This is a genomic window from Arthrobacter sp. 'calajunan', from assembly GCF_046940185.1.
Classification (GTDB): Bacteria; Actinomycetota; Actinomycetes; order Actinomycetales; family Micrococcaceae; genus Glutamicibacter; species Glutamicibacter soli.
Genome location: NZ_JBKZDY010000001.1, coordinates 1 through 12,737 on the forward strand (window position 1 = coordinate 1; position 12,737 = coordinate 12,737).

Below are 12,737 nucleotides of genomic sequence, written 5' to 3' on the forward strand. Positions count from 1 at the left end.
GTTACGGCGGTCATAGCGTGGGGGAAACGCCCGGTCCCATACCGAACCCGGAAGCTAAGGCCCATTGCGCCGATGGTACTGCACTCGTGAGGGTGTGGGAGAGTAGGTCACCGCCGGACTTAACTTGAGAAGTGGGAGGCTCCAACAGTGTTGGGGCCTTCTGCTGGTTTAACCGGTGGATCCACGGGGCGGGTGGTCTGGCCGGGACGGCCTGCCGGTGGGGTGGGGGAGCGGTGGCTCCCCCCTTTTTTGTTTAACGGGGAAAGAAGCAACATACCTGGGCATGCGGCGGAACTCCTTGCTGCCTATTCATGAGCCTCGCCCGAATCGTGGGTGCGGATTAGTAGCTGCTTCTGGTCACATGAGTGTCTGCACACATTAGAGGCGAATCCCTATGGTAGAAGTGCTTACTCCCGTAGACTTGAACTAGACGTACATGCCATTGATGCATGGTGATTTGTAAATAGTGAAGTGTTTTGCTGAGGCGAACACGAAGGTTGCGGTATTGAGATATCCGCTGAAGGGGACATTAAATGTCTAACGATTTCCGCCGTAGTTCCGACAATGGACAGGGCGACTTCCGGAACTCAGATTCAAACCGCAACAACTCCCGCGACGGTTTCAAGCGTCGCGATGACAACAACAGCGGTTTCAAGCGCAACGATGATCGTGGCGGATTCCGTGGTGAGCGCCGTGACGACAACCGTGGCGGCGATTTCAAGCGTCGTGACGATAACCGCGGTGGCGGATTCACTCGAAATGACGACAACCGTGGCGGCGACTTCAAGCGCCGCGATGATAACCGCGGTGGATTCCGCGGCGACCGCAACGATGACCGCGGTGGCTTCCGTGGAGAGCGCCGCGATGACAACCGTGGCGGGTTCCGCGGGGATCGCAATGAGGATCGTGGTGGGTTCCGCCGTAACGACGACAACCGCGGTGGATTCCGTGGCGAACGCCGCGATGACAACCGTGGCGTCGGATTCAAGCGAAATGACGACAACCGCGGTGGCGACTTCAAGCGTCGCGATGATAACCGCGGTGGCTTCCGTGGCGACCGCAACGATGGCCGTGGTGGTTTCCGTGGCGAGCGTCGCGATGACAACCGTGGTGGCGATTTCAAGCGCCGTGACGATAACCGTGGCGGATTCCGCGGGGATCGCAATGATGATCGTGGTGGCTTCCGCCGTAATGACGACAGCCGCGGTGGCTTCCATGGCGAGCGTCGCGATGACAACCGTGGTGGCGATTTCAAGCGCCGTGACGATAACCGTGGCGGATTCCGCGGGGATCGCAATGATGATCGTGGTGGCTTCCGCCGTAACGACGACAACCGTGGCGGCGATTTCAAGCGCCGCGATGACCGCAATGACGAGCGCGGTGGCTTCCGCCGTAACGACGACAGCCGCGGTGGCTTCCGTGGCGAACGTCGCGATGACAACCGTGGGGGCGACTTCAAGCGCCGTGACGATAACCGTGGTGGAGACTTCAAGCGCCGTGACGATAACCGTGGTGGAGACTTCAAGCGCCGTGACGATAACCGTGGCGGATTCCGCGGTGACCGCAATGATGACCGTGCTGGCTTCCGCCGTAATGACGACAACCGTGGCGGCGATTTCAAGCGCCGCGATGACCGCAATGACGATCGCGCTTTCAAGCGCAGTAACGACCGACGCGACTTCAAGCGCCGGGACGACCGTAATGATGATCGCGGTTTCAAGCGCAGCAACGACCGAGGCGACTTCAAGCGCCGCGACGACAATCGTGGCGGCGATTTCAAGCGCAACGATCGTGACTTCAAGCCTCGTGGCGAGAAGAAGTTCGAAGATCCCCGCGCCCAGGAGCCGAAGGCGCACAACCCTGGTGATCTGCGTATTTCGAACCGAGCAGACCGCTCGCAGTCCCCGGAGATCGATGAGGACGTCACCGGCAAGGAACTGGACCGCGTCGCCCGCGCCCAGCTGCGCTACCTGGAAGAACGGTCCGCCAGCTGGGTTGCCAAGCACCTGGTGATGGCCGGCCGTCTGCTGGAAGAGGATCCAGAGCTGGCCTACGAGCACACCCTGGCTGCTTCCCGCCGTGGCGGACGCGTGGCGGTGGTCCGCGAGGCCGTTGGCATCGCCGCCTACCACGCAGGCAAGTACGCCGATTCGCTGCGCGAGCTGCGCACCCACCGCCGTATCTCCGGCTCGGACTACAACCTGCCGCTGATCGCTGATTCGCTGCGCGGCCTGGGCCGTGTGGAAAAGGCCATCGAGCTGGCCCAATCCGAAGAGTCCGCCAATCTGGAACCATCGGTCAAGGTCGAGATGCAGATCGTCCTGGCCGGCTGCTTCGCAGACCTCGGCAAGCTTGATGAGGCCTTGGCCGCACTGGAGTCCCTGGAGCAGCTGAACTTCAACCGTGCCTTCTCCTTCAGCCCTCGCCTGTTCGCCGTCTACGCCGAGCTGCTCGCAGCCGCCGGCCGCACCGAGGAAGCCGCCCGTTGGGAGAAGCAGGTTGCAGTAGCCGAACGTGCCCTGGGCATCGAGGAAGAGACCGAGTCCTTCATCGTCGATCTTGCTCCCGAGATGGACGAGGAGGAAGAAGAAGCTCCTCGTGCCCGCGATCTGGTCGATTCCGAGGCAGCAGCTGACTCCGACGAAACCCCTGAAGAGGGCGCTTCGTCTGGGGAAACCGCCGAATCCGGCGCAGAGGACGACACCGAATCGACCGCCGAGCAAACCGGTATCGACGAGGAAGACGGTCTGGCCGAGGTTGACGCTGATCACATCTCCGGCGAGGTCTCGGAGATCACCGACGAGGACGCCGCAAAGTAGACTCGCAGTAGTACCCGTCGTTTGATGAAGTAGGAACCACCTCCCCATGCTGATCTCCGGATTTGATTCTGTCCTCTCCGACCTGGATGGCGTCGTGTACGCCGGACCGAACGCGATTCCCGACGCAGTGGAATCGCTGAACGCGCTGGCCGAGGTGAACGTGGCACACGCGTTCATCACGAACAACGCCGGACGTTCGCCCATGTCGGTCGCGGCGCACCTGCGCCAGCTGGGCGTGAAGACTAGCGCGGAACAGGTCTTCGGCTCGGCAGATGCCGGGGCGGAGATGCTGGCGCGTGAATTGAATCCCGGCAGCAAGGTGCTGGTGGTGGGCTCCCCGTATCTGCGAGAATGCATCGCGGTACGGGGCCTTGAAGTGGTCGAATCCCACAAGGACGAACCGGTAGCGGTTATCCAGGGATTCGATCCAGAGGTCTCCTGGAACGACCTGGCTGAGGCCTCCTACGCAATCCAGAACGGCGCCAAATGGGTTGCCACGAATACGGACCTGACCATTCCGCGCGCCGAGGGCATTGCCCCGGGTAACGGATCGCTGGTCCACGCGGTGAAGCTGGCCACCGGGGTAACCCCCCGTGTGGCCGGCAAACCCGAATCCTATCTCTTCTCCCGCGCCGCGGACCGCCTGGATTCCAAGCGCCCGCTGGTGCTCGGCGACCGCCTTGACACCGATATCCTCGGCGGATTCCATGCCGGATTCTCCACCGCCATGGTGCTCACGGGTGTCGACACCCCTGCCACCGCACTCGGTGCACCGGTGGAGCAACGCCCGAACTACCTAATTGCCACGCTGGCCGACATCTACCGTCCCTACCCGACCATCAAGGTGCTGGGCTACGGCGTGCAGGTCGGTGATGCGGTGGCCCGCATCGACAACGGCAAGATCGCCGTCGACGGCAACGAGTCGGATCTCAACGCCTGGCGTGCGGCCTGCCACGCCTGGTGGCTCGCGCACCCGCGCCAGAGCACCCATGAATCCCCTGAAATCGAATTCACCTCGCGCGGCTTGCAGATGCTGCGCCGCAAGAACGGTGAAAAGCAGTGAGCGATCTTCCTTCCGCGCCGACGCCGCGTACCGGGGTCCCCGGCGCCATGCACGGCGGTGCGCCCCAGTTCGACGAGCAGGCGCTGGAAGCCGCGCTCTCCTCCCTGGCAGACCATGACGTTACCGAGCATGCGGGCATCTACGAGCAGCTGCTCGGCGGCCTGCAGCAGGAACTGAATCGATCGGAGTCAGGCTCGTGAACCGTCTGGACCAGGAGCTGGTGGTACGCGGCTTGGCGCGCTCGCGCACCGAAGCCGCCAAGCTCATCGAGGCAGGCAGGGTGCTCGTGGATGGGCTGGAAACCTCCAAGGCGTCCAAGAAGGTATCCGACTCAACGTCAGTAGTGCTCACCCAGGTCGAAGGGGAGCACTACGTTTCCCGGGCGGGGCACAAACTTGCCGGCGCCCTGGATGTATTTACCACCATTTCTCCTGAAGGTTTGCGTTGCCTTGACGCAGGGGCTTCCACCGGAGGATTCACTGACGTCTTGCTGCGGCGGGGAGCCGGCCACGTGGTCGCCGCCGATGTCGGCCATGGCCAACTCGTCGACGAAATCCGGTTTGACCCCCGCGTATCGGTCCATGAGGGGCTGAACGTCAGGTACCTGACGCCGGAGGATATCGGTGGAGATGTCGACTTGGTTGTAGGGGACTTGTCCTTTATCTCGCTGCGCCTTGTGCTCGAGGCGCTGGCCGGGGCGACGCGTCCCGGCGGCTCGCTGGTGCTGATGGTCAAGCCCCAGTTCGAGGTCGGGCGCGAACACCTGAACCGCACCGGCGTTGTCACGAGCCCCCAGCTGCGCCAAGGCGCGGTGGAATCAGTGGTCGCCAAGGCCGCTGAATGCGGTCTCGCGTTGCGAGGTCTGGCGCGCAGCCCGCTGGCCGGCCAGGACGGCAACATGGAGTTTTTCCTCTGGCTCAGCGCTGCAGCGAAATCGCAGGATGATGCCGAGAAATCCGCAATGATCCATGCCGTTGACTATTCTTAGTTAAGAGATGCGGCGTTTTCCGAGAACTTAGGGAAACCGACTGCATATCGCAGAGCCAATCACTCATCACTGTTGAGAGGGGCACGCCGCCTTGCGCAAGATCCTAGTCTTCGCCCACACCGGCCGAAAAGAAGCGATCGCTGCAGCGCTGGAAACCTGCGAACTGCTTGCCGAAGCCGGAACCGTACCGGTCATGCGGGCCAAGGACCAGGAAGCGGTGATTCGCGCTGTCGGAGAGCCTGTTCCCGGTGTTGAAATCCTGCATGACGACTGCGCGGTGGAAGACATCGAGTTGGGTGTGGTCCTCGGCGGCGATGGATCGGTGCTGCGCGCCGCGGAATTAGTCCGCGCCGCCCCTTTGCCGCTGGTCGGCGTGAACCTGGGCCACGTGGGATTCTTGGCCGAAGCTGAGCGCACCGAATTGGCAGCCACCGTCAAGGCGCTGGTCGAGAAGACCTACACCGTCGAGGAGCGCATGACCATTGAGGTCAAGGTCTGGCAAGACAATATCTGCCTGGCCGAAACCTGGGCGCTGAACGAAGCAGCGGTGGAAAAGGCCAACCGTGAACGCATGGTCGAGGTGGTCATCGAGGTCGATGGCCGACCGATTTCCACCTTCGGGTGCGACGGCGTCGTCATGGCCACTCCGACTGGCTCGACGGCCTACTCCTTCTCTGCCGGCGGCCCAGTGGTCTGGCCGGACGTGGCTGCACTGATCATGGTTCCGATCTCCGCCCACGCGCTCTTCGCCAAACCCTTGGTCGTGTCGCCCGACTCGGTGATGGCCGTGGAAATGCTCACGCGCACGGATGCAGGAGCAGTGCTGTGGTGCGACGGCCGCCGCACCATCGACCTGCCGCCGGGAGCGCGTATCGAGGTCACGCGCAGCGACACGCCGGTGCGCCTTGCGCGGTTGAATACCACCCCGTTCTCCGAGCGCCTGGTGAACAAGTTCGAACTGCCGATCACCGGCTGGCGCGGGCCGGCCAAGGACGACATGCGGCGGGCCGCCACCACCGCGCTTCCGGTGATCGGTCCGGGTCTGCAGAGCGTCGAACCGCACCATAAGGACGAGCCCGGAATCCCCATGGTCGGCAGCGGGGACGAGCCTCGCCCATAGACCTTCCCTGCAGCGGAAAACGCCATAAGTTTTCCACTTCTTCGAATCTAGCTACGAAAGTGCGCTTAGAACACATATACTAATCGTGCACGTTTGAACTTGAACTCGACTTTCGGGAGCAGGCCATGATTCAGGAAATCTCGATCTCCAACCTGGGCGTCATCACCAATGCCACCCTGCCGCTCGGCCCCGGGCTGACGGTTGTCACCGGTGAAACCGGTGCAGGCAAGACGATGGTGATCACCGCGCTCTCGTTGCTGCTGGGACGCCGCGCAGATGCCGGCGCCGTGCGCACCGGGGCTGACCATGCCCTGGCGGAGGCCGTCATCCACTTGGACCCTGACCACCACGTGCTCGACGCGGCCGCCCAGGCCGGCGCCTTCATCGAACCGGCTGGCCAGTGCAGTGAACTGCTGCTCTCGCGGTCGCTGTCGGCGCAGGGGCGCTCACGGGCCACCGTAGGCGGGCGCAGCGCGCCTGTCGGCTTGCTGGCTGAACTGGGCCAGGAGCTTGTGGCCGTGCACGGCCAGTCCGACCAGATCCGCCTTAAGGAGCCCGGGGCCCAGCGTGACGCGCTCGACCGATTTGCCGGCAGCGGCGTAGCCCGTATCCTCGGCAGCTACCAGCGCAGCTACCGCCAATGGCGCGCAGCCACCAAGGAGCTGGCCTCGTTGACGCAGGATTCGCGCAACCGGGTGCGGGAGGCCGAGAACCTCCGCCTGGCACTGGATGAAATCGACTCGCTGGATCCGCAGCCCGGAGAAGACGACATGTTGCGCGAGCAGTCCATGAAGCTGGGCAATATCGAGTCCCTGCGCAACGCCAGCCTGCAGGCCCAGGCTGTCATCGACTCCGAGGACTTCGAGAGCCCTGGAATCACCACCCTTGTTGAAACAGCCAGGGGAGTGTTGGTCCAGGCGAGCGGGGACGACCCGGTGCTCTCCGGATTTGCTGAACGGGCCGCTGAACTCGGCATTCTGGCGTCGGAGCTTTCCAGCGATCTTGCCGGTTACGTGGCGGATCTGGACGAGGAAGGCCCCGAGCTGCTGGCGCAGGTCGAGGCGCGCCGCGCAGACCTGGGCAAGCTGTTGCGCAAATACGCACCCAGCATCGACGAAGTCATCGAGTGGGCGCAGACCGCTCGTAAACGCCTGGAATCTCTGGGAGGGGATGACTCGCGCATCGAAGTGCTCCAAGATGAGGTCGTCGCGCTGGAACAGAAGGTCGCGGCGCTAGCCTCCGACCTTTCCGACGCCCGCCGCAAGGCCGCCAAGAAGCTGTCGACCCGAGTTTCGGCGGAGTTGACCGCACTGGCCATGCCTGATGCCAAGCTCGTCATTGAGGTCAACGAACTCGAAGAACCGGGAGCCTTCGGCCAGGATTCGATTTCCATGCTGCTCGCGCCGCATGCCGGGGCTTCTGCGCGCCCGCTGGGCAAGGGCGCCAGCGGCGGCGAGCTCTCCCGCGTCATGCTGGCCATCGAAGTGGTGCTGGCGGCCGTGGATCCCGTGCCGACGTTTGTCTTCGACGAGGTCGACCAAGGCGTCGGCGGCAAGGCGGCGGTCAGCATCGGCGAACGTTTGGCCATGCTGGCCCGTCATGTTCAGGTTATCATCGTGACCCACCTGCCGCAGGTCGCCGCCTACGCCGACCGGCACATCCGTGTCATCAAGAATTCGGATGCTAAATCCAACGCTGGGGCCGGGTTCACCGCCAGCGACGTCGTCGCTCTCGATGAGCCAGCCCGCATCCGCGAGCTGGCGCGCATGCTTGCCGGGCAGGAAGAATCCGATACGGCGCAGGCGCATGCTGAAGAATTGCTGGCGGATGCGCAAAAATTAGTGTGTTCGCTCACCGCCAGCGAATCGAAGAAGCCTTGATTTTCAACGTCGGCGCGCAAATCTCGAAGCAAACTAGGGCTTCGCGAACCCGTGCACTACAGTGAGTGTGGATGCTTGGTAAAAGAATGGTGATAGGATGAAATCCCGTGGTGCAGCGTAATAATACTCGTGATTCTCGGTCGTCTGAAACGACAAAGCATATCTTCGTCACCGGCGGTGTGGCCTCCTCCCTGGGTAAGGGTTTGACGGCATCCAGCCTTGGACATCTTCTTCGAGCTCGTGGTCTTTCTGTGACCATGCAGAAGCTCGATCCGTACCTGAACGTCGATCCAGGTACCATGAACCCCTTCCAGCACGGTGAAGTCTTCGTTACCGATGACGGCGCCGAAACCGATCTGGATATCGGACACTACGAGCGTTTCCTGGATGAGAACCTACCGGGCAGCGCCAACGTGACCACCGGACAGGTTTACTCCACCGTCCTCGAACGCGAACGCCGCGGCGAGTACCTTGGCGACACCGTCCAGGTCATCCCTCACATCACCGACGAGATCAAGCGCCGTATGCGCTTGGCCGCCACCGAACCGGGTGAAGGCAAGTCGGCTCCCGACGTCATCATCACCGAAATCGGCGGCACCGTTGGCGATATCGAGTCCCAGCCATTCCTGGAGGCAGCACGCCAGGTACGCCAGGACATCGGCCGAAAGAACGCGTTCTTCGTCCATGTTTCCCTGGTTCCGTACATCGGCCCAAGCCAGGAACTGAAGACCAAGCCTACTCAGCACTCGGTCGCAGCCCTGCGCTCGATCGGCATTCAGCCTGACTCGCTGGTCATCCGCTCGGATCGCGAGATCCCGGACGAGATGCGCGCCAAACTCGGCCGCACCTGCGACGTGGATACCGAAGCGGTTATCAACTGCGCCGATGCCCCGAGCATCTACGACATTCCGAAGGTCATCCACGCCCAGGGCCTGGACGCCTACATTGTGCAGACCCTTGACCTGAAGTTCCGTGATGTGGACTGGGAAGACTGGGACCGCCTGCTGGACGTGGTGCACAATCCGAAGACCGAACTGACCATCGCGCTGGTCGGCAAGTACATCGACCTGCCGGACGCCTACCTGTCCGTCACCGAAGCACTGAAGGCTGGCGGCTTCGCCAATCAGGCCAAGGTCAACATCCGTTGGGTCCCATCCGACGAATGCGCCACCGAAGCCGGTGCCAAGAAGGCGTTGGCCGGCGCGGAGGCGATCTGCGTCCCGGGCGGCTTCGGCATCCGCGGCCTTGAAGGCAAGCTCGGCGCACTGAAGTTCGCCCGCGAGAACAAGCTGCCTACTCTGGGCCTATGCCTTGGCCTGCAGTCCATGGTGATCGAGTACGCTCGCAACATGGCTGGTTTGCCGGAGGCTTCCTCAACCGAATTCGATCCAGCATCCTCGACCCCGGTCATCGCGACCATGGAAGAGCAGCTGGACATCGTCGAGGGCAAGGGCGACCTGGGCGGCACCATGCGTCTTGGCCTATACGACGCGAAGCTGCTGGAAGGCTCCGTCGTCGCCGAGACCTACGGCAAGACCGAGGTCGCAGAGCGCCACCGCCACCGCTACGAGGTCAACAATGCCTACCGCGCGCAGCTGGAGGAAGCAGGTCTGGTCTTCTCCGGAACTTCGCCGGACAACAGCCTGGTCGAGTACGTGGAACTGCCGAAGGACGTTCATCCTTACTACGTTTCCACCCAGGCCCACCCTGAGCTCTCCAGCCGCCCAACCCGCCCGCACCCGCTGTTCGCTGGTCTGGTGGAAGCGGCAATCGCTCAGCGCGACGTCTAAACAGCCACACTTCAGCCGCTGACGGCGCCTCGCAGGCAGCGTCAGAGCTGAAGCCATACGCGCCGGTCATCGTGACCGGCGCGTATGCATTTAAGCTGGACATGGAGCCAGCCGAATTTTCGGACCCGCCGTCTAGTACAGGAGAACCAAGTTTCATGAGCAAGGACCACAACGTGCAGAGCCAGCAGATCTCGGACGAACTTTCCCCGCGCACACTGGTCGCCCGCGAAACCGTGTACGAAGGCCGGATCTGGAATGTGCTGCATGATTCCGTGGAGCTGTCCGACGAAGGCGCCGTCATCGAACGCGACTACATCGAGCACCCCGGAGCGGTCACCGTGCTGGTGATCGACGAGAGCGAACGTGTGCTCATGGTCAACCAGTACCGGCACCCGGTGGGGATGCGTTTGTGGGAGCTGCCAGCCGGTCTGCTGGACATCGCGGGGGAGCCGCCACTGGACGCCGCCAAGCGCGAGCTGTGGGAAGAAGCCGACCGCACCGCGCAGCAGTGGTCGATCCTCACCGACGTGTTCCTGAGCCCGGGCTCATCCTCCGAAGCCGTGCGCATCTATCTGGCACGCGGAGTCGAGCTGGTCCCCGAAGACCATCGCCACATCCGTACCGACGAGGAAGCAGAAATGATCACCGAATGGGTGCCGCTGGACGAAGCCATCGCCCAGGTGCTAGCCGGAAAGATCCACAACCCGACGGCGGTCATCGGCCTGCTGGCGGCCAACGCGGCCCGCGCCACTGGCTATGCCACGCTGCGCGATGCCGAGGAGCCCTTCGACGTGCACCCGGGGCTTCGCAATCAGTAAGCCAGCCGAAACCGCTTTGGGCCCCTCGCTGGCCCCCGGTTTGCGCCGTTATCTGCAGCACCTGGCGATTGAACGCGGCTTGGCCGAGAACACGCTGTCCTCGTACCGGCGGGATTTGACCCGCTATCTTGAAACGCTGGAAGAGGCCGGCGTGGGAACTCCCGACGCCATCACCGAGGCGCACGTCAACGGGTACCTGCAGCAGCTGGCTCGTGGCGACGAGGTGCACCCACCGCTCGGCGCCCGCTCGGTGGCCCGCCATACCGTGGCGGTGCGGCAGCTGCACAAGTACTGGGAACTGGAAGGCATTTGCGCCCCTAATCCGGCGCGCGAGGTGCAGCCTCCCGCGGTGGGACAATCGCTGCCCAAGGCCATTTCCATCGCCGAGGTCACGAGCATCCTCGAGTCAATCGCGGTGGACACCCCGGCCGGGCTACGCGACCGCGCAATCCTTGAATTCCTGTACTCCACCGGGGCGCGCATTTCCGAAGTGGTCGCGCTGGACGTAGACGATCTGCATTTTTCCGATGACTCGGTGGTCAGGCTGTTCGGCAAGGGCTCCAAGGAACGAGTAGTCCCCGTGGGGGCCTATGCCCAGCGCGCGGTCAGCGACTACCTGGTCCGCGCCCGTCCCGGCTTGGCGGCCAGGGGCAAAGGCACTCCCGCTTTGTTCCTGAACCAGCGCGGCGGGCGGCTCTCCAGGCAGTCCGTCTGGATGATCCTGTCCAAGGCCGCGCAGCGGGCCGGTATCAGCACCGAAGTCTCGCCGCACACCTTGCGCCATTCATTCGCCACCCACCTGCTGGAGGGCGGTGCGGACGTGCGCGTGGTGCAGGAGCTGTTGGGACACGCATCGGTGACCACCACCCAGATCTACACCAAGGTCAGCGTCGATTCACTGCGCGAGGCCTATCAGCTGGCGCACCCGCGCGTGAACTAGAGTCCCAGCAGGAGAGCAATCATGAGCGCAAACAAGATCCATCCCCAGCCGGTGGTGCTGATGCTGGTCCTGCGTGGCCAGGGCGAGCGGCAGGAGGTGCTGCTGGGCCGCAAGCTCACCGGCTTCGGGGCCGGCAACATGGTGGCCCCCGGCGGAAAAATCGAGCCGGGGGAGCAGGCCGCGGCCGCCGCGATCCGGGAGCTGGAAGAGGAGACGGGGCTGCAAGTCACAGAAGGCGCCCCGGTCCACCGGGCCACGATCCTGTTCCGTTTTCCCGCACGGCCTGCCTCGGACATGGACTGCCAAGTCTTCCTGGCGACCAGCTACCAGGGTGAGCCGGTGGCCAGCGAGGAGCTGGAACCGCGCTGGTACCCGGTGGCCAACCTGCCGGTCGATCACATGTGGCAAGACGCGGAGCGCTGGCTTCCGCTCATCATCGGCGGCGAGATGTTCACCGCGACAGTAATCATGGCGCAGGACAACCTCGGCGTCGAGTCGGTGCAGATCAGCCCCTGGTAGCTGGCGTGGTGTCCTGCCCGGCTTCGGCTTGGGCGCTGTCGGGTTCGTAGACGAGCAGGTCCCCGGGCTGGCAGCCCAGGACCTCGCACAACGACTGCAAGGTCGTGAAGCGGACCGCCTTGGCCCGCCCGTTCTTCAATACCGCCAGATTGGCCGGAGTGATGCCGATGCGTTCTGCCAGCTCTCCGACCGCCATCTTCCGCCTGGCGAGCATGACGTCGATATCGACACGGATGCCCATCAGATGACACCGCCGAGCTCGGTGCGCAGGGCGGCGGCCTGCGCTTCGGTCTGCGTGGCCTGGATGAGCAGCTGGCGTAAGACGAACACGATCACCGAGATTCCGGCCAGCAGGATTCCGAAGCCGCCGATGAGCAAGACCATTCCCGGGGCGATATCCTCGCCGGGCGCCAGCAGGGCTGCAAGGGCGAAGGTGGCCAGCGATCCGGCGGCGATCGACCAGATGATCGGTCCGACGTATTTGGACGATGCCGGGTCGAACACCGTGCTGCGGGCCACGCGGGTGGCCAGCTTCCAGACGCAGACCGAGCAGATCTCGATGACGATCCCGGCCAGGACCAAGTACGCGAGCAGCGCGACCGCGGGCACTTCCGGAGCTCCGGGGCGCGACACCTCGTTCACCGCGATCATCGGCACCATGACCAATTGGACAAAAAGCGTCCCAGCCAGGACCACAGCCAAAATCCCCCTGAGTGCCACAATGCTGAATCGGCTCACAGTTCACCTTACTTATCGTTTGACAGATGGTATCTATCGTTAAACGATAACTCCTGATCGAT

12 protein-coding genes, 1 rRNA gene and 1 pseudogene are annotated in these 12,737 nt (G+C 63.4%); 12 read left to right on the forward strand and 2 right to left on the reverse strand.

Going from position 1 to position 12,737, the window contains the following annotated elements; genetic code table 11:
• Positions 1-2 precede the first annotated feature (2 nt).
• The 12 genes and pseudogenes from rrf to RF641_RS00060 all read left to right on the forward strand — a co-directional run bounded on the left by rrf (position 3) and on the right by RF641_RS00060 (position 11,937).
• Positions 3-119, forward strand: a 5S ribosomal RNA gene (gene rrf, locus RF641_RS00005).
• Positions 120-533: 414 nt separating this feature from the next.
• A pseudogene (locus tag RF641_RS00010) lies at positions 534-1,805 on the forward strand (hypothetical protein); the annotation flags it as partial.
• Between the two features lie 207 nt (positions 1,806-2,012).
• Positions 2,013-2,819 carry a hypothetical protein gene (locus tag RF641_RS00015; RefSeq protein WP_424572423.1) on the forward strand — a complete coding sequence of 269 codons (807 nt, stop codon included), beginning with the start codon at positions 2,013-2,015 and terminating at the stop codon, positions 2,817-2,819.
• Positions 2,820-2,865: 46 nt separating this feature from the next.
• Entirely contained in the window at positions 2,866-3,882 is a 1,017-nt protein-coding gene (locus tag RF641_RS00020; protein ID WP_161450066.1) for an HAD-IIA family hydrolase, read from the forward strand.
• Complete coding sequence (locus RF641_RS00025) at positions 3,879-4,082, forward strand: hypothetical protein (RefSeq protein ID WP_424572122.1); 204 nt, start codon at positions 3,879-3,881, stop codon at positions 4,080-4,082. Before RF641_RS00020 ends, RF641_RS00025 begins: the two co-directional genes overlap by 4 nt.
• The gene (locus tag RF641_RS00030; RefSeq protein ID WP_424572123.1) at positions 4,079-4,870 is read left to right on the forward strand and encodes a TlyA family RNA methyltransferase; all 792 of its coding nucleotides are present in this window, start codon (positions 4,079-4,081) and stop codon (positions 4,868-4,870) included. The genes RF641_RS00025 and RF641_RS00030 overlap by 4 nt, the downstream gene beginning before the upstream one ends.
• A gap of 91 nt (positions 4,871-4,961) precedes the next feature.
• Positions 4,962-5,990: an NAD kinase gene (locus tag RF641_RS00035; protein ID WP_047118652.1), complete on the forward strand. Its 1,029-nt coding sequence runs from the start codon at positions 4,962-4,964 to the stop codon at positions 5,988-5,990.
• A 125-nt stretch (positions 5,991-6,115) separates the two neighbouring features.
• Positions 6,116-7,870 carry a DNA repair protein RecN gene (gene recN / locus RF641_RS00040; protein ID WP_424572124.1) on the forward strand — a complete coding sequence of 585 codons (1,755 nt, stop codon included), beginning with the start codon at positions 6,116-6,118 and terminating at the stop codon, positions 7,868-7,870.
• A 107-nt stretch (positions 7,871-7,977) separates the two neighbouring features.
• A complete protein-coding gene (locus RF641_RS00045) occupies positions 7,978-9,660 on the forward strand; it encodes a CTP synthase (RefSeq protein ID WP_047118654.1) in 1,683 nt (560 codons plus the stop codon).
• A 155-nt stretch (positions 9,661-9,815) separates the two neighbouring features.
• Positions 9,816-10,478: an NUDIX domain-containing protein gene (locus RF641_RS00050; RefSeq protein ID WP_424572125.1), complete on the forward strand. Its 663-nt coding sequence runs from the start codon at positions 9,816-9,818 to the stop codon at positions 10,476-10,478.
• Entirely contained in the window at positions 10,432-11,418 is a 987-nt protein-coding gene (gene xerD / locus RF641_RS00055) for a site-specific tyrosine recombinase XerD (RefSeq protein WP_082123838.1), read from the forward strand. Before RF641_RS00050 ends, xerD begins: the two co-directional genes overlap by 47 nt.
• 21 nt (positions 11,419-11,439) lie before the next feature.
• Positions 11,440-11,937, forward strand: coding sequence for an 8-oxo-dGTP diphosphatase (locus RF641_RS00060; RefSeq protein ID WP_047118657.1), 498 nt, complete (start codon positions 11,440-11,442; stop codon positions 11,935-11,937).
• Here RF641_RS00060 and RF641_RS00065 read toward each other — a convergent pair.
• Both RF641_RS00065 and RF641_RS00070 read right to left on the reverse strand, forming a co-directional pair.
• A complete protein-coding gene (locus RF641_RS00065) occupies positions 11,924-12,178 on the reverse strand; it encodes a helix-turn-helix domain-containing protein (protein WP_047118658.1) in 255 nt (84 codons plus the stop codon). The two genes, RF641_RS00060 and RF641_RS00065, sit on opposite strands and share 14 nt — an antisense overlap.
• The gene (locus RF641_RS00070) at positions 12,178-12,675 is read right to left on the reverse strand and encodes a DUF2975 domain-containing protein (RefSeq protein ID WP_424572126.1); all 498 of its coding nucleotides are present in this window, start codon (positions 12,673-12,675) and stop codon (positions 12,178-12,180) included. Before RF641_RS00070 ends, RF641_RS00065 begins: the two co-directional genes overlap by 1 nt.
• Between the last annotated feature and the right edge of the window lie 62 nt (positions 12,676-12,737).